The organism is Enhygromyxa salina, assembly GCF_002994635.1.
GTDB classification, from domain to species: domain Bacteria; phylum Myxococcota_A; class Polyangia; order Nannocystales; family Nannocystaceae; genus Plesiocystis; species Plesiocystis salina_B.
In genome coordinates this window covers 26,689-45,060 of the sequence record NZ_PVNL01000126.1, presented here as the reverse complement: position 1 = coordinate 45,060, position 18,372 = coordinate 26,689, and the positions used below count along the sequence as shown (strand labels likewise).

The window sequence follows — 18,372 nt, the reverse complement described above, 5'->3', positions numbered from 1 at the left end:
GCCCGCGGGCGCCGACGCGACGAGATAGGCGGCGAGGGCCTCGCGCAGCTCGGCGACCGAGCCCGCGACGACCGCGAGGCGCTCGCCCAACGGCTCCCGACCGAGCTGGGTCGTATAGGCGAGGTCCGCCAGCTCGTGGTCCACGCTCGTCGCCGCGTGGTCGTGGAGGCGCTGCGCGGCCAGGCGCAGGCCGGCCGGGCGCTTGGCCGAGAGGACCACCAGCTGCGGACGCGCGTCGGCGGGGCTCGCGACCTGGACCGGAGCTGCCGGCGGCTCCTCGATGACGAGGCTGACGTGGCTGCCGCCCGCGGCGACCGAGTTGATCAGCGCCCGGCGCGGGGCCTCGCCCGAGCCACGCGACCGCCACGGACGCAGCTGCGTGCACAGCTCGAGCCCCGAGCCGTCGAGCCCGAGCTGCGGGTTCGGCTGACCGACCTCGACGAGCGGCGCGAGCTCCTCGTGGGCGAGCTGCAGCACGACCTTGGTCAGCTGGGCGATGCCCGAGGCCGCCTCGGGGTGACCGAGGTTGGACTTGACCGTGCCCACGACGACGGGCTCATCGCCGCCACGAAACAGCTCGCGCAGCGCCGAGATCCCGACCTCGTCGGTCAGGGTCGAGCCATCGGCGGCGTCCTCGACGTAGCTGATGTCCGCGGGCTCGAGCTGGGCCTGGGCCAGCGCTCGCCGCATGGTCGCGACGCGCACGCGGTAGCTCGGGGTCATGAAGCCCTTGGCCCGGCCGCTGTGGCGGGACGCGGTCCCACGGATCACCGCGAGCAGCTCGTCGCCGTCGCGCACCGCCGCGTCGAGGGGCTTGAGCAAGACCGCGCCCACGCCCTCGGCCGGCAGGTAGCCATCGCCCGCGCGATAGCTGCGACTGCCGGGCTCGCTGCCGAGCAGGCCCATCTGCGCGAGCGCGACGTACTTGTCCGGGTGAATCGCCAAATTGACGCCGCCCGCGATCGCGAGCTCGGCCTCACCGCGGAGCAGATCGACGCAGGCGAGGTGGATGGCCATCGCCGCCGACGTGCACATGCTGTCGACCGCCAGGCTCGGCCCCTCGAGACCAAAAAAGTGCGACACGCGGTTGGCGATCAGGTTGTAGGAGGCCGTGGCCGTCAGCGCCGTGCTCGCGGCGTCGGGTCCCTGTGGACGGTAGAGCTGGCTCGACGCGCCCACGTACACACCCACCCGACGGCCATAGCGCTGGTCGAGCGCGGCCTGGGTCACGCCGCTGCGCTCGAGCAAGTGCCACGTCGTGGTCAAGAACAGGCGCTGCTGCGGATCCATCATCGACGCTTCGCGCGGCGAGATCCCGAAGAACAGTGGATCGAAGCGGTCGACGCCATCGAGAAAGCCCCCCCACCACTGGCGGTCAGCTCCCGACCCGGACCAGCGCTCGGCGGGAACCTCGGTGACGCAGTCCTTGCCCGCGCGGAGGTTGGCCCAAAACTCGTCGAGATCGGCGGCTTGGGGATAGCGGCCGCTGATCCCGATGATCGCCACGGCCTGTGACTCGGACGCGGCGCTCGCCCGCGCCGGGACAGCCCGGCGCGACGCGGGAGCCTCGTCAACCGACGCGACCACGTCCTCACCACCCGGCGCGACCACGGCCTCACCGACGAGCTTGGCCAGGGCCCCAGGCCGGCGCTGATCGAGGTCGCGCACGAGCTCGCGCAGCGTCTCGACCTCGAACAACAGCGTCCGCGGAAGCTCGCCGAAGTCACGCTCGAGGCTCGACGTCAGCTTGACCGCGAGGACCGAGTCGAGCCCGTAGCGCTCGAGCGGCGTGTCGGGATCGATGCGCTCGGGATCGAGCTTGAGCGCGCGGGCGACCATCCGGCGAAACAAACCCACGGCCCGCTCGACGAGCACCGACGAGGGCGCCCCGAGGTCACGCTCGTCCGCGACCGGCTCGGACACCGGGGCCGCGTCCCGGGTCAGCTCGGCGAGCACACGGCGCTGCCCGGCGAGCACGACCAGGCGGGCCTGGCCAACGGTACCGCGGGGGTCGAGGGCGTGGCGCAGCGCCCGGACTCCCTCGTGCGTCGCCAGGGGCACGAGCCCAGCCTCGCGCAGCTGCTCGCGCACGGCCGGGGTCTGGCCCATGCCCCCCGCGTCCCACAGCGGCCAATTGATCGACACGCTCGCGCCTGCGCGCTCGCCCGCCGCGACCAGCCGACGGCGATAGGCCGCGTAGGCGTCCATGAACGCGTTGGCTGCCGCGTAGTCGCTCTGACCTGGGTTGCCGAACACCGAGGCGATCGACGAGAAGCACACGAACAGCTCGAGTTCGTCCGCGCGGCTGAGCTCGTCGAGCGCGACGAGGCCCGCGATCTTGGGCGCGAGCACGGCCCGCACCTGGGCGGGGCGCTTGCGGACCACGAAGCCATCGTCGAGGACCCCGGCGCTGTGGACGATGCCCGTCAGCGCGCCGTAGTTGGCGCGAGCGTGGTCGAGCAAGCGAGCGACCTGCTCGCGGCGCGCGACGTCGCAGCGCTGGTAGTCCACGCGCAGCCCGGCAGCGCGGAGCTCGTCGAGGGCCCGGCGCTGGCGCTCACCGAGCGCCGAGCGCCCGCTCAGGATCACGCTCGCGCCGTGGGTCGTCGCGGCGATCTCCTCGGCCACGATCAGCCCGAGCGCCCCGGCCCCGCCGGTCACCAGATAGACCCCACCGTCGCGCCACGCCGCCGCGGGCTGGGTGTCCGCGCTGAGCTCGGTCAGGCGCGAGACCTCGCGCCGGCCCTCGCTGTAGCGCACGTGGGCCTCGAGCTCGGGCGCCTCGGCCTCGGCCACCAGCCGATCCGCGAGAGCCTGGCCGACGGCCCCGTCGAGGCAATCGAGCAGCTGCGTGCGCAGCAGCCCATTCTCGCGCCGGGCGCTGTCGAGCACGCCCATGACCGCGCCGAAACAGGCGAGGCGCTCGCGCTCGAGCGCCGTCTCGGGATCCCCGAGCAGCACGACCTGCAGCAGCTCGGGCTGGCGGAAGCCCCCGCGCACGAGCAACCCACGGACACGCTCGAACACCGCCTCGATCGCGGCGGTGCACTGCTCGTCGAGCGAGCCGGCCCCGAGCTCGATGAACTCGCAGCTCACGGTCGCCGGCAAGGCCGCGCGCAGCTCGGCCCGCGCGCGCGCCGGGCAGTCCCCGAGGGCCACCACGCGATGGGCCGCGAAGGACTGGCTGAGCCCACCCCCGAGCGCGCGGGCGACCCACTGCGGACGCAGCAGCATCAGCTCGGCGCCGTCCACCGACGCGAGCGCAGGCGCGGATGCCAGCGAGGCCCGGGTTGGCGCGGACCGGTCCGCGTCGACGTCGAGCTCGATCCAGCAGCGCTCGCGGGCGAAGGGGTAGCCCGGCAGGCTCACCCGCCGACGCTCGCCCTGCTGCGCGAGCTTCCAGCTCACGCGCGCACCGCTGACCCAGGCGCGCAGCAGCCCCTCGGCCTCGCCACGCTCGGTCCACGCGGCCAGCTTCGCGTTCAGCGAAGCACCCGCCCGCGCGCCCGCGGGCGCCGCCCGGCCCCGCACCAGCCCCGGCCCGTCCAACCGACCCGCGGCCACGGCTGCGAGCAGCGCCCGCGCCTCGGCCACCGAGCTCGCCGCAAACGCGAGGCGCTCGCGCAGGGCCATGCGCCCGATCTGGAGGGTCCAGGCGACGTCGTGCAGCTGCTCGGGCTCCAAGGCCGCGAGCCGAGCCTCGAGGCGCCCGGCGAGCTCGACGAGCTGGGCCTCGCGCTCGGCCGAGAGCACGAACAGCGCCGGGCGACCCAAGCCAGCCGGCGCGGTCGCGCGACGCTCGGCCACGTGCTCGCGGATCACGACGTGCGCGTTGGAGCCTCCGCCGCCAAAGCTCGACACGCCGGCGATCCGCGGCCCGGGGCGCGCGACGCCGTCGACCCGCAGCGTCGGTCGCTCCCATGGCTCGAGGCGCTGAACCACGCGCAGCGGGGTGCGCTCGAAGTCGATGTGGGGGTTGAGCTCGGCCGAGTGGAGACTCGGGACGATCTCGCGGTGCTGGAGCTGGAGCAGGACCTTGGTCACCGCCGCGATCCCGGCCGCGCTCTCGCAGTGGCCGATGTTCGACTTGACCGATCCGATCGCGCAGTTGTCCGGGGCCCCGCCCGCGTCGCCAAATGCCTTGCTCAGGCCCGCGATCTCGATCGGATCGCCGAGCGAGGTCCCCGTGCCGTGGGCTTCGAGGTAGCTCAGCGCCCGCGGATCGACGCCCGCGCGCTCGAGCGCCGCGACGATCACCTCGCCCTGGGCGGTCGGGGTCGGGACCGAGTAGCCCGAGGTTCGTCCGCCATGGTTGAGCGCCGTCCCGGCGATGACCCCGTAGACATGGTCGCCGTCGGCGAGCGCCTTGGCGAGCGGCTTGAGCAGGACCGCGCCCACGCCCTCCCCCGGCACGTAGCCGTCGCCGCCGACACCGAAGCTGCGACAGCGCCCGTCGTGGGCCAGGAACTGGCGCTGACTGAGGACCATGTACTTGTTGGGGTGCAAGCTGAGGTTGACCCCGCCGGCCAGCGCGGCCTCGCACTGCCCGCTGGCGATCGCCTCGCAGGCCAGGTGGATCGCCGTGAGCGACGACGAGCACATGGTGTCCACGGCCATGCTCGGCCCGTGGAAGTCATAGAAATAGGACACGCGGTTGGCGATGGTCGACGCGCTGCCCCACAGCGCGACTTGCTGCCCCCGCCCTTGGGCCTCGGCCCCGAGCAGCGGGTACTCCTGGTACATGACCGCGACGAACACCCCGACGGCGCGGCCGAGCGCGTCGCCGGTGTAGCCCGCGTCCTCGAGCGTGTGGTGAGCACACTCGAGAAAGATCCGCTCTTGGGGATCGAGGTACTCGGCCTCGAGCTTGGAGATCTGGAAGAACAGCGGATCAAAGCGATCGATCTCGTCGAGGAACCCGCCCCACTTACAGGTCGTGTAGCCCTCGCCCTCGGCGTAGCGCTCGTGGTCCCAGCGCTCGGCAGGGACCTCGCGGATGCAGTCGCGACCTTCGCGGAGGTTGGCCCAGAACGCGTCGAGGTCGGGAGCCTCGGGGTAGCGGCCGCCAAGCCCGACGATCGCGATCTCGGGCCGTGAAGCCGCCGCGCGCGGGCCGACGACGGCCTCGTGCGCCGGGCCCGGGGCCGGCGCCTCGCTCCGCCGCGACACGGCTCGCGTGCTCAGGCCGACGAGCTGCGCACACACGCGCCCACGCTCGTCGCAGATGCTGAGCTCGAGGCGGGCCGACTTGGTGTCCGTGGCCCGGCCCGCGCGATGGCGGATCCACGCGTAGGCGCGCGCGGGGATCGGCGCGAGGAGCTCGAGGCGCTCGAGCACGAAGGGCAGCGCCAGGCTGCCGCTGCCCTGCTCCGTGAGCCACAGCCCGATCGTCGCCTGCAGCGCGCCGTCGAGGGTCGCGGGATTGAGCGCCCACGCGCCGAGCCCAGCCGAGGCCGGCGGCAGCTCGAGGCGCGCGAGGACCTCGGGGCGCCCGGTCTCGTCATGCCCAATCGCGAGTTCGGCGAGGGCCCGGTGATCCTGGCCGTAGTCGAGGCCGAGCTCGGCGTAGCGGGCGTAGATCTGCTCGGCGTCGAAGCGGGCCTCGCTGCAGCGCGCGCGCAGGCCCGCGAGCTCGACGGACGCGCGCGCGCCCTCGACCCTGGGCGTGATCCGCCCCTCGCTGCACAGCGTCCGCTCGCCCTGGTCGTCGAGACTGTAGATCTCGAAGCTGTGGGCGCCCGTCGTGTGCTCGTCGAGCTCGAGCTCGAGCTCGACGCCGCCCGCCCCCGCCACGACCGGGCGCAACCACACGACATCGCGCAGCTCGACCGCACCGAGCTCGGGCGCTTGCCTGAGCTCGGCGAAGGCCGCCCGAGCCAGCTCGAGGTGGGCAACCCCCGGGAGCACGCGCTGGCCTGCGACGCGGTGGCCTGCGAGGAAGGGCTCGTCGCCCGACAGGTGACCACGCAGGCGCAGCCCCCCCTTCGCGCTCTGGCCCGACGGGCGCAACCACCCGCCCACTGGCGGCCCGGCGGCGGCAGTGCCCACCGACGAGCTCGGGCTCTGGGCCTGCCCCAGATGGTCCCGATGGCTCGCAACGAGGTGGGCGGCGACGGCATCGATCGTCCGCAGCTCGGCAAACAATGCCTGAGGCAGGCGCACGTCGTAGCGCGCGTCGAGACGCTCGGCGAGCTCGACGAGGTTGCTCCAGTCGAGCCCCAGCTCCTGAAATTCGACCCTCGCGCCGATGTGCCCAGCCGGGACCGCGAGCAGCTCGGCGACGTCCTCGGTCACCGTGGCAACCACGGTGTCCCGCCACTGCGCCGTGCTCCCGACGACCGCTGGAGCCGGAGCGGGCACCGAAGCCGGAGCGGGCACCGAAGCCGGAGCCGGCACCGAAGCCGATGCCGATGCCGATGCCGCAGCCGATGCCGATGCCGCAGCCGATGCCGATGCCGGGCGCTCGGGCGGAGCGATCCGGGCGCTCGGGCTCGCGAGCCCCTCTGCCTCGGCCTGCTCCATCGCCGACACGAGCGGCTCACTGGCCCCCGTGAGCGCGGGGTGATCGACCGGCAGCTGCGCCTCCAGCATCTCGGCGAGCTCGGCGATCGTCCGGTGTTCGAACATGATCGTCGGCGACAGCGAGAGCGACAGCTCGGTCTCCAGCGCCGCGACGATGTGGAGCAGGTCGGCCGAGGCCAGACCCAGCTCGTAGTAACCCAGGTCGACCTCGACCTGGTCTGGCTCGAGCCCCACCGCCGAGGCGACGAGGCCTTGCAAGATCCCCACGACCCCCGCTGGCGGACCCGCCTCGGGTCGGGTGGCCTGGGCCCCCGCTGGGCGCGGGGCCGAGCTCTGCCTCGCCTCACCGCTCCCTTCGCGAACGTCGAGGGAGCTCGCCACCCGCACCCGCTTGCCCACGAACTGGCCGATCTCCGCGACCTGGACCCCCGCTTCGTCGTAGAACTCGACGCGCAAGCGGACCAGCTCCTCGTCGCGATGAACCGAGTCCGTCGGCACACGGACGTAGCAGCGCTTGCCGAGCCCACCCGCCGCGCGGAACGACTCGAACATCAGCGGAAGGTAGAGCCCGGGCCCGTCATCGCCGGGAAACAGCATGCCGATCGCGACGCCACCCCCGAGCAGGCCGGCTTCGAACAGCGCCGGGTGAAACAAAAACGAGCTGGTCGTGCCGTGGTAGGCGGCGCCGAGCTCGACCTCGGCGACCCAGTCGTCGGAGCGATGATGGACCCCGCCCTCGACCTTCATGATGCCCGAGTGGCGAAGATCCTGGTTCTTGCACCACCCGTAGATCTCCGTCAGCGACGTGAATTCACGGGGTCGTGCCACGGGCAGCGCGAGCCGGCCCGTGAAGTGCTTGGGCTCGCACGCGACAGCCTCGACGACGGCGTGGAGCACCTCCGTCGCGTCCCCTTCTCGTCGACTCCGCACCTCGACGCGCCAGCCCCCCGTGCCCACGGGCTGGCCCGCGACCGTCGTCTGTACCGGGGCGCCCTGCTCCGCCACCAACGGCGCAAAGATCGTCAGCTTGCGAAGCTCGAGCTCGTGCATCGGGAACCCCTGACGGGCGAGCACCTGCAAGACGAGGTCGACATACCCCACGCCTGGCAACAGGCTGCGGCCATACACGACATGGCCACTGAGCAGCGGGTTCTCGGCTGTAATCAAAAACGTCTCCGAGAATTTTGGATATTCGGTCATGAGTCGCATGGGCCAATGAGGACAGCTGCTGATCACATTGCAGACACATCAGCGAAACAACCAAGTCATCGACTTGGTCATCCCGGGGGCGCTCTCCGCATAAAGATGAGTTCTTCGGTGATTTCGGCCTGGATCATTGCGCACAGATGCAGCTGTAGGTTCAGCTACACCTCGAGCAGCGCAACTCGCTCGCTCCCCCAGCCGCTTCGAAGCTGGAGGTTGAACCAGCTCACCGTTCCCGGCCCCTCCCCTTCCGTGACTGGCAGGTTCTGCGCCTTTCTGCCATGCGCAATGCGAAGGGTCAAGCCCTGTTCTTGGCCCTCCCCTCGTGTCTACCCACGGGCCTGCTCTTCGCTCTGAAGGCCTCTCACCGGACGATGGTGGCCACGAGGGCGAGAAGGTTCGACGCTCAACCACACCAGCAGTTGGTCCGCCGCCCGCCCAGCGATTTGTCCCGGACCCCGTTGTTTGTGACCATTCCCTCAGATCGGATTCGAGATTGCATAGACTTGTGAATCAACGATGCCGCCGAGATCGCCACACAGTCGATCGCAAAAATTCCAGTGCGGTCGACTCGGCCGCGCGGCCGAGTCGACCGTTTTCACCCACGTAGAAGGCTGACTGGAGGCTGAATTCGGTGATGGGGAGCGTTCGCGTGGAGACCGGCTTGGGGTACTAACTGTTCGCTTTCGCGAAGATGAGTTGTTCCACACGGCGAGCATACGGACAGGAAGGGCCGCGCGTGAACCTTGCTCACGCAGTTCGTGTTCGAGAAGCTTGGACAGCTGACCAGGCGGGGCAAACCTTACAGCCCCAACACCGTCACCGACACTTTGATCACTGGCCAGTCCGCGAGGTGATCACCTGGACCACCGTCGTCCGCCCGTGCCTGCCCGCGAGCCCAGTTCAGCAGGCCGAGCGGACCGTCGCGCCAGCCGCCGCGTCGGCCACCGACATCGCGGTCTCCGGCTCGACATCCGGCCCTTGTTCGATCGACATGCGGCCCTCGTTCGAGTCACCGATCGAAGCCACCACCCCGGTTGATCTCGGTCGCGCTCACGCACCCGAACGGTCACGACGCCCGCGCCCGCCTCGAGGTCCTCGGCCACCCGGCGTCGGACGGCACGAGGTCCCGCGGTCGGGCTTCGTCGAAGCGGGCTCGATCGTGCCGGGATCCTCGTAGCCCCGAGCCGGAGCTGACCGCCAGCTCATCTCAGAACATGTGTTCGATCACGGCCCAAACCCTGTTCACGCCCAGACTACAGCCGCGATGACGTGCGCCGCCACCGGTGGTACACGGTCCGACCACCCCGAGCGCCCGCATGACTGACGACCTCCCCCGCCCCTTCGGCCGCTATGTGCTCACCCGCGTGATCGGCGAGGGCGGCATGGCCGAGGTCTACCAGGCCAGCGTTCGCGTCGCCGAAGGCCTGACCAAGTGGGTCGTCATCAAGCGGATCCGGGCAGACTTCGCCGACGATCGCGACTTCACGCGGATGTTCGTCGACGAGGCCAAGATCGCGCTGAGCCTCAACCACGCCAACATCGTTCAGGTGTTCGACTTCGGTCAGATCCGCGGCACCTTCTATCTGGCGATGGAGCTGATCGAGGGCGTCGATCTGATGCGCCTGTTTCACGCCGTGCGCGGGCGCGAAGACGGATTCCCCGCGGTGATCGGCGCCTACGTGGGTCACCAGGTCGCGTCGGGGCTGGCCTACGCGCACCGCAAGTGTGACGACTACGGCACGCCGCTCGGGATCGTCCACCGCGACGTCAGCCCGCACAACTTGATGCTGAGCTGGGAGGGCCAGGTCAAGATCCTCGACTTCGGCATCGCCCGCACCCGCAAGGCCTGGGACAAGGGCCACGCCCCGCCCGAGCTCGAGACGATCAAGGGCAAGGTCGCGTACATGTCCCCCGAGCAGTCGATGGGCCGGCCGGTCGACCAGCGCTCGGACATCTACTCGCTCGGCGTGGTGCTCCACGAGCTGCTGACCGGCGAGCTCTTGTTCCGGACCCGCGATCGGCTCGAGGCCCTCAACATGGTCCGCAACCAGGCGATCCCGCCGATCCTCGAGCGGGCCCCGGATCTATCCGACGAGCTGGCGCAGATCGTCGACAAGGCGCTCGCCCGCGACCCGGATCAGCGCTGGGAGTCGGCTCGCGAGATGCAGTCGGCGCTCGCCCAATTTTTGCACCGCGCCGATCCAGTCGTCGACGACGAGGTGCTCTCGCAGTACCTCGCCAGCTACCGGGGGGACGAGCCGCAAAAGCACGCGGTCCGGGCCTCGTCGCGCGCCCCCTCGTCGCTGTCGGTGGTCGAGACCCGCGAGGTCGGCGACTCGGAGCTCGCGCTCGGTCCGTCGCGCAGCTCGGCCCGCTGTGTGCTGCTCTACGCCAGCCTCGAGCCCGGATCCGCGCCGCGCGACACCCCGCTCAACGTCCGCCCGCTGCTCGATCTGGTCCGCGACGTCGCGTTCAAGCGCGAGGCTCACGTCCAGCGGCTCGACGACCGCGGCGCGCTGTTGGTGTTTGGGACCATGCTCAGCGCCAGCGACGACGCCGAGCGAGCCCTGCGGGTGGCCCGGACCATGCGCGAGAGCGTGGCCGAGTTCGCGCCCGGCGTGGATCTGGGCCTGGTCCTGCTCGCCACCCACGTCACGCTGGTTCGCGGTGAAGATGGCAAGCTCACGATCGAGCTGCCGCCGGGCCTCGCCGAGCAGCTCGACCGTGTCGGTCGCCACGTCGTCGAAGAGCCGATCATGGTCGCCGGCGAGCTCACCGAGCGGCTCCGCCGGGCCTGGCGGATCGGCGAGGCCGGCTGGCTCGACCCCCAGATCCCCGAGGCGTCGGCCGGCTCGCCGTGGGCCGCCGACTTTCAGCGCGTGGCGCCCGTGCTCGGGCCGCTGTCGGAGGCCGAGCGGCGCAGCCAGCAGACCTGGGTCGGCCGCAAGTCTCTGTTCGGGCGCGAGCTCGAGCTCAAGGCCCTGCGCGACAGCTTCGCCGAGGCGATCCGCGGGCCGATCAGCCGCAGCCTGCTGATCCTCGGCGGGCCCGGCATGGGCAAGCAGGCGATCATCGATCGCTTCGTCGCGTCGCTGCCGTCTTCCGCGTGTGCGGTGCTGCGCGGCGTCGGCCAGTGGTCGACCCGCAACCAGCCGCTCGGGGTGTTCCTGACCTTGCTGCGTCGGTTCCTGCGGATCGAGTCCGACACCCGGCTCGAGACGATCATCCGCAAGCTCGAAGACTACGGCGTCCGCGAGGCCGAGCAGCTGGCCACGGCGCTGGCGTCGGCCCTGGGTCTGTACTTCACGGGCACCGGAAGCGCCGAGTCCGAGCTCGACCCACGTCAGCGCCGCGAGCGGATCCACCGGTTGATCCGCCGGCTGATCCGCGCGCTGGCCCAGCGTCGGCCGGTGCTGATCGTCATCGAGAACCTGCACTTCATCGACGAGCCGAGCTTGCGCGTGCTCGAGGAGTGGGCTGACGCCTCGCACCCGCTGCCGATCCTCGGCATCTCCTCGGCGCGGCCAGGCCCGCGCGCGTCGGACTTCGCCGCGCGCGACGGCGTCAGCGTCGTCGAGCTGCCCGAGCTCGACCCGGCCGCGGCCCGCGAGATGATCCTGCGTCGGTTCGAGGACCCGCGCGAGGCCGCCGAGCTCTGCGATGCGATCCTCGCCCGCACGGGCGGCCATCCGCTGTTCATCGAGGAGATCCTGGCCTCGCTGCTGCACCACGGCACGATCACCTGGAACGCCCAGGCTCGCTACCTGGTCGTGCGCGAGCGCGGGGCCGAGATCGAGCTGCCGCCCAGCATCGAGGCGGCGCTGCAGGCCCGCGTCGACGATCTCGCGCCCTCGGACCGCGACACGCTGCTGGGCGCGGCGGTGCTCGGGCGCAGCTTTCGGGCGGCCGAGCTCGCCGACCTGCTCGACCGCAGCGTGGCGCGCAACCTCGAGACCCTGCTCGACGCCAGCTTGATCGAGCACGACCTGCCGGGCACCGAGGACATGTCGTCGGCCAGCGACCCGGGTCGCCACCGCCAACGAGATCGTCGCGCCCCGCACGATCACGGCCTGCGGTTCGTGACGGTCAGCCTCCACGAGGTCTGCAAGGCCCAGATCCCGCTCACCTCGCTCGAGCACCTCCACGGGCGCGCGGCCGAGATCAAGCAGGCCCGCCACGACTACGCCGGGGGCCGCGACGACGGGCCGATCGCCGACCACCTCATGCACGCCGGTCGGTTCCAGGAGGCGTACGGACCGGCCATGCGGGCGGCCCACTACGCCGAGAACGTGGCGGGCAACGTCGAGGCCTACTACTTCCTGAGCCAGGCGCTGCGCGCGCTCGATTCCGATGATCCGCGCCGCTTCGAGGTCCTGCTCGACCGCGAGCCGATCTTGCGGGCGTGGGGCCGACGCCGGGCCCAGGGCGCCGACATTCGCCAGCTCCTCGCGGTCGCGGACGCGCTCGATGGCCCCGACAAGCCGGTCAAGCAGGTCGTGGCCTCGCTGCGGCTGCTGCGGTTCTACCTCGAGTGCGGGCGCAGCCATCGAGCCACGCGCCTGGTCCCGCGTCTGCAGGCCCAGGTCCACGCGCTGGCCGAGCCCGAGCCCTACCTGGCGATCCTCGGTGAGCTCGAGAGCGAGCTGATGTTCGCCCGCGGTCACTTCGACGAGGCCGAGTCGGTCGCCCGCGACTCGCTGGTGTTCTGTGCCCACGACCACCGCGGCGTCCGCCTGCGCGTGCGGCTGCTCCGAGCGATCGGCCGGGTCCAGCTGGGGACCGGGCGGCTCGAGCCCGCCAGCGAGACCTTTCGTGAGGCCCTGCACCTCGCGCGGAGCATCGGCCATCGGCGGCTCGAGGCCGAGGCCCTCAACAACCTCGGTGAGGTCGCCGGGCGCAGCACCCACTATCAAGAGGCGATCGACTGCTTCAAGGCCGCCCTGGGGATCGATCGGGATCTCGGCGATCGCTTCGCGACCGGGGTCAAGCTGGCCAACCTCGGGCTCGCCTACACCGCGATCGGGCTGTACCAACGGGCCGAGCGCTACCTTCGCAAGGCGCTCGAGCTGCACGAGGCGATCGGTCACCCTGGGCTGCTCAACGACGTGATGGTCAGCCTCGGGATCGTCGTCGCCCACCTCGGCGACCCCGAGGCCGCGCACGTGCTGCTGACCGACGCGGCCAAGGTCGCCGCCCGGCGCGGCGACATCCGCACGCAGCTGCGCGCCGAGGTCCGGCTCGCCCGCGTGCTCGTCACCACGCCCGTCGACGAGCACGGCGACGCCAGCCCCAGCGAGCAGGCGATCGCCGAGGCCGACCTGATCGCCACCAGCGTCTACGATCGGGGCCGCGCGTCGGGGCTGCGCTCGAGCACCGCCCGCGCCGCGCACGTGCTGGCGCTCATCGCGGTGCGTCAGGGTGACAGCGCCCGGGCGATCGCCCACGAGCGCGACGCCGAGCGCCTGGTCCGGCTCGGCGCCGCCCCGGTCGACGGGGTCCGCTCGCTCCACCACCTCGGCCGGCTGCTGCGCGACCAAGGTCACGAGTCCGAGGCCCGGGCGCTGCTGTCCGAGGCCGCACGGGCGGTTCAGAGCCGCCTGGATGACCTCCGCGACTACGAGCTGCGCGAGGGCTACCAATCGCTCCCAGACGTCCGCCAGATCCTTGCCGATGGCGGCAGGTATTGATTTAGACCCCCACGGGGCGGCTTCGCACTTCGCGGGTCACTGGTTTAGGACCCCCACGGGGCGGCTTCGCACTTCGCGGTCACTCGCTTCGCTCGCTCCCAATGGGCTGGTTGTTGGCGGGGGCATCATTGGCCCCCTAGAAGGGGGCTCTTCTGGCCTCGGACATCTTCCCATTCAGGCTCGCTCGCTCCTGGGGGGCTAGAAGGGGGCTCTTCTGGCCTCGGACATCCTCCCATTCAGGCTCGCTCGCTCCTGGGGGGCTAGAAGGGGGCTCTTCTGGCCTCGGACATCCTCCCATTCAGGCTCGCTCGCTCCTGGGGGGGCTAGAAGGGGGCTCTTCTGGCCTCGGACATCTTCCCATTCAGGCTCGCTTGCTTCCACCCCTCCTGCGTCGTGGGGTTTTGTGGGGGCCCGGCGAGCGAGTAGCCTCAGTGCGTCCCCAGGATGAACACGCAGGACTCAGCCGACTCGCTGTTCGATCGCTTCGAGGTGCTTGGGCCTCTGGGCGAGGGCGGGATGGGTACGGTCTCGCTCGCTTACGATCGTCGGCTTCGGGTTCGCGTCGCGCTCAAGACGGTTGGGCAGGTGACCGGCAAGGCACTGCTGCGCTTCAAGCACGAGTTCCGCTCGGTCAAGGGGCTCGCGCATCCCAACCTGGTCAGCCTCGGTGAGCTGTTCGAGTCGGAGGGGCAGTGGTACCTGTCGATGGAGTACATCGATGGGACGAGCTTCCTGGATCACGTCCGACCGATCCCCGAGAGCCACGAGAGCTTCGCCTCGACGGCGCGGCCGAGCCAGCTGCGGGGCACGACCACGGGGACCGGGACCAACACGGGCGTGGGCTCCGATCCGCGCCTGCTCAGCGGCGGCAGCATCACGGCGGTCGGTGGGTTCGACGGCGGAGATCCAGACAAGACGGGCGGCAACGGGGCTGATCTGTTCGAGGAGGGGCGGCTGCGCCACTGCTTGCTGCAGCTGGTCGACGCCACCCGCACGCTCCACGAGTCGGGCCGGGTTCACCGGGATCTCAAGCCCTCCAACGTGCTGGTGACGCCCGCGGGGCGGGTGGTGATTCTGGACTTTGGGCTGATCAGCGAATTCGAGGACGAGCGCGCCAAGCAAGAGACGAAGGTGGTCGGGACCCCAGCCTACATGGCGCCCGAGCAAGCGTCGGGTCTGCCGACCGGGCCGCCCGCGGACTGGTACGCCGTCGGCGTGATGTTGTACGAGGCCCTGTGCGGCAGCTGGCCCGTGACCGGGACCTCGCTGACCATGATGTCGGACAAGCAGTTCGAGGTCACCAAGCACCCGAGCGCGCTGACGGATCAAGCGGTCCCCGAAGATCTCGAGCAGCTGTGCATGGAGCTGCTCGCCGTCGATCCCAGCGCGCGGCCGACCGGCGAAACGATCTTGCAGTGGCTGGGCGCGGGGCCGAAGGCCTGGGGGGGCGTGCGCGACGAGGGGCCGGATGTCTCGGGCGTCCGCGAGCTGCCCTGCGTCGGTCGCGAGTTCGAGCTCGCCGAGCTCTCGCGGGCGGTGGCGGCCACGCGCACCAAGCAGGCTCGCCAGATCCTGATCTTGGGCGAGTCGGGGATCGGCAAGTCGGCGCTGGTCCGCGAGGCGATCAGCCGCTCGGCGGCGCAGGTCAACATGCGCCCATGGATCCTGCGCGGCCGCTGTCACGAGCACGAGCAGGTCCGGTTCAAGGCCTTCGACACCCTCGTCGATCAGCTCAGCATCGAGCTGCCCGAGCGGTTCGGCCTGGTCGAGATCCGCGAGCTGCTGCCGCGCCAGGCTTGGCTGTTGTGCCGCGCGTTTCCGGTGCTGCAGCGGGTCCGGGCGTTCGCCGAGATGGGCGTACGCCACGGCTCGTGGCAGCACCGCGGGGCCCTGCAGCGGCAGATGTTCGCGGCGTTCCGTGAGCTGTTCGCCCGGCTGGCCGAGCGCAGCCACCTGGTCCTGGTGATCGAGGATCTCCAGTGGGCCGATCCGGGCAGCTGGTCGCTGCTCTCGGCGCTGACCTCGGGCACCGACGCGCCGCCGCTCGCGGTCCTGGCGACCGGCCGGACCGAGCTGCTCGAGGCGCCGCCCGAGGCCGCGCTGCCGTTCTTGCGCTCGCCCTCGCTCGAGCAGCTCACGCTCGGGCCCCTGACCAGCGCCGACATCACGGTGCTCGCCGAGCTGCACGGTCGCCCGGTCGACGGGCAGTCGGCGCTGGCCCACTCGCTGGTCGAGGCCGCCGCCGGCCACCCCTTCTTCCTCGACGTCCTGCTCCGCTCGACCACCGACTTCGCGTCCGCGGAGCCGCCCTCGCTGGCGGAGTGCCTGTGGACCGAGATCGCCCCGCTGGCGGCGCGTGAGCGGGCGGTGCTCGACGTGCTGGCGATCGCCGAGCGCCCGCTCGAGCCGGCCGACCTGGCGAGCCTGGCCAGGCTCGACGGCGCCGAGCTCAACCGCGCGCTCGATGTCCTGCGCGCCCGCCTGTGGATCCGCTCGACCAGCGGCGCCCATGCCGGCCGCGTCGAGGTCTATCACGATCAGATCCGCCAGACCCTGCTGGCCCACATCGACCCCGATCAAGCCCGCGCGACCCACCTCGCGATCGCGCGGATGCTCGAGGTCCAGGGCGAGGACGTCGAGCGCCTGGTCAGCCACCTGCTCCACGCGGGCGAAGAGGTCGAGGCCGCGGGCTGGGCCGTCGAGGCCGCCGACGTGGCGATGAGCGCGATGGCGTTCCAGAACGCCGTGCAGCTGTACAACCTGGCCCTGCGCCACCCACCCGAGGACAGCGCGGACCGCCAGGAGCTGCTCGTCGCCCGCGCCCACGCGCTCGCGTGGACCGGTCGTGGGATCGAGGCCGCGCACGCCTACCTCGACGCCGAGACCAGCACGGTCTCGGTCGCCTCGGCGCTCGAGCTGCGGACCAAGGCCGCGATCCACCTGCTGTCGGCCGGTCAATTCGACACGGGCGTGGACCTGCTCGCCGATCTCGGCCGCGAGCTGAGCCTGCCGATCCCCCGCGGCGAGACCACGACCATGCTGCACCTGCTGCGCGAGCGCACCTTGCTGCGCCTGCGTGGGTTTCGGCCCCGCGCGGGCGAGGTCGAGCTCGGGTTCGAAGAGCGCCTGCGCCTCGAGATCTGCTCGGCCGCGTCGCGGGTGTTCCTGCCCCACGACATGTTCCTGGCCGGCTACTTCACCGCCGCCTACGTCCGCCTCGCGCTGCGCAGCCAGGACCCCGACAAGGTCGCGATCGCCCTGAGCCTCGAGGGGGTGACCCGCAGCTACCTCGGTCAAAACAGCAAGGGCGAGCAGCTCATGAACGACGCCGAGGCGCTGCTCGACGGGCTCGACGCCCCCGATCCCTTCGCGATCGCGTGCGTGGCCCTGCAGCGGGGCGTCCACATTGGGCTGGTCGCCGAGGACTGTGAGCAGTACCGGCAGAGCGTGACTGTGGCGCTGCGAAAGCTGCGGCGATCCGGGCGCGCCGATCGAGGCGATGATCTCGGCGTCGCGGTTCGGGCGATCATGACCAGCCTCGCGCTGCTGATGCGCACGATCGCCAGCGCCCGGGCCGGAGACTACCGATCGCTCGAGGCCCAGCTGCGCGAGTACCTCGACGACGCCCGCGGTCGGGACGATCGCTCGGCGCTGATCCACGCCTACGTCAGCCCCGACTTCGGCATGACCCACCTGATCCAGGGTCGCCCAGACGCCCTGCTCGCAACCGTCGACGAGGGCCTGGCCTTGCTCGATCCCAAGAGCTTCACGATCGGGCACCTGTCGGCGCTGCTCAGCAAGATCCGCTGCGCGATCTATGACGGCAAGGGTGAGGAGGCGATGCGGATGTTCGACGCCGGCCGCGGACCCATGCGCGCGTCGATGACCGTGCGCGCGCCCGATGCCAAGGCCGAGGCCTGCGGCGCCGAGATCTCGGCGCTGCTCGCGGTCCGCGCTGGACGCCCGACCATGTCGCACCGTCCGCTGCTGCGACCGATCAAGTTCCTGCTCGCCTACCCCGGCACCTATCACCGCGGCCGCGGCGAGGCCTACCAGGGCGTCATGTTCGCGCAAGACGGCGATCGGGCGCGGGCCCGCGTGTCGCTCGAGACCGCGCTGGCCAGCTTCGTCCGGTGCCGCGCCCTGCCCTACGCCGCCGCCGCGCGCCTGGCCCTGGCCTCGCTCAGCGACGACCGCGATCGGGCCCACGACCACCGCACGCAAGGCCTGCGGTTCTTCCTCGACGCTGGGGTCGCCGAGCCCGAGCGCCTCGCCCAGATGCTGATCCCCGGCCTCGGCCTCCCCTGAGTGTTAGACTGCGGCCGTGCTCGACCGGCTCGCACTGCACATGCACAAGGGGCTCTTGAAGCTCGCGCTCGTGGGTCTGTGCGCCGCGCCGCTGGCCTGCGCCTCGCAAGTCCGACTCGTCGCGGCAGACGGATCCCACCGACTCGTCGCCCGCGACGCTGGCTCGGGGATCACCGTGGTGCTCACGACCGAGAGCTGGGCCGGCGACTCGGCCTACGGCGAAGACCTCACGATCGTTCATCTGCTGATCGCCAACATGGGCTCCGAGCCGCTGCTGCTGGCCCCCGGCGACTTCGAGCTGCGGGACCGCCGGGGCTTCGACTACGCGCTGTTGGACGCCGGCGGTGCGTTCCAAGCGATCCCCGACGGCGGCGATCCCAACGCCTACGTGCAAGCGCAGCTCGGCTACGATCCGGGCCGCAGCATGAACTACGAGACCGTGCGGACCGACGACGCCGAGCTCGGCCGCCTGGGCCTCCCGTGGGGAGTGTTGATGCCAGGCACGCAGATGCGTGGGTATGTGTACTTCGAAGACGTCCGCGAGACCGCCAACCACGCTGTGTTGGTGTGGCGGCCCCAGACGCCCGACCATCGCCCGCTCGCCGAGTTTGGCTTCGACCTCCACGTCTCGCGCGAGCTCTAGCGTCCC

General features: G+C 71.2%; 4 protein-coding genes. 3 read left to right on the top strand and 1 reads right to left on the bottom strand.

The genetic code is table 11. The annotated features are described in order from the left end of the window. The coding region (locus ENSA7_RS33320; RefSeq protein ID WP_106093454.1) for an SDR family NAD(P)-dependent oxidoreductase at window positions 1–7,722 on the bottom strand (7,722 nt) is incomplete at its 3' end. Window positions 7,723–9,044: 1,322 nt separating this feature from the next. Between ENSA7_RS33320 and ENSA7_RS33315 the strand changes: the two genes are divergently transcribed. From ENSA7_RS33315 to ENSA7_RS33305, 3 genes are all read left to right on the top strand, one after another. Further along, complete coding sequence (locus ENSA7_RS33315) at window positions 9,045–13,415, top strand: serine/threonine-protein kinase (protein WP_106093453.1); 4,371 nt, start codon at window positions 9,045–9,047, stop codon at window positions 13,413–13,415. Between the two features lie 444 nt (window positions 13,416–13,859). Beyond that, window positions 13,860–17,723, top strand: a complete 3,864-nt coding sequence (locus ENSA7_RS33310; protein ID WP_106093452.1) for a serine/threonine-protein kinase — start codon at window positions 13,860–13,862, stop codon at window positions 17,721–17,723. 16 nt (window positions 17,724–17,739) lie between these two features. Then, window positions 17,740–18,366 carry a hypothetical protein gene (locus ENSA7_RS33305; RefSeq protein ID WP_146158428.1) on the top strand — a complete coding sequence of 209 codons (627 nt, stop codon included), beginning with the start codon at window positions 17,740–17,742 and terminating at the stop codon, window positions 18,364–18,366. Window positions 18,367–18,372: the final 6 nt, after the last annotated feature.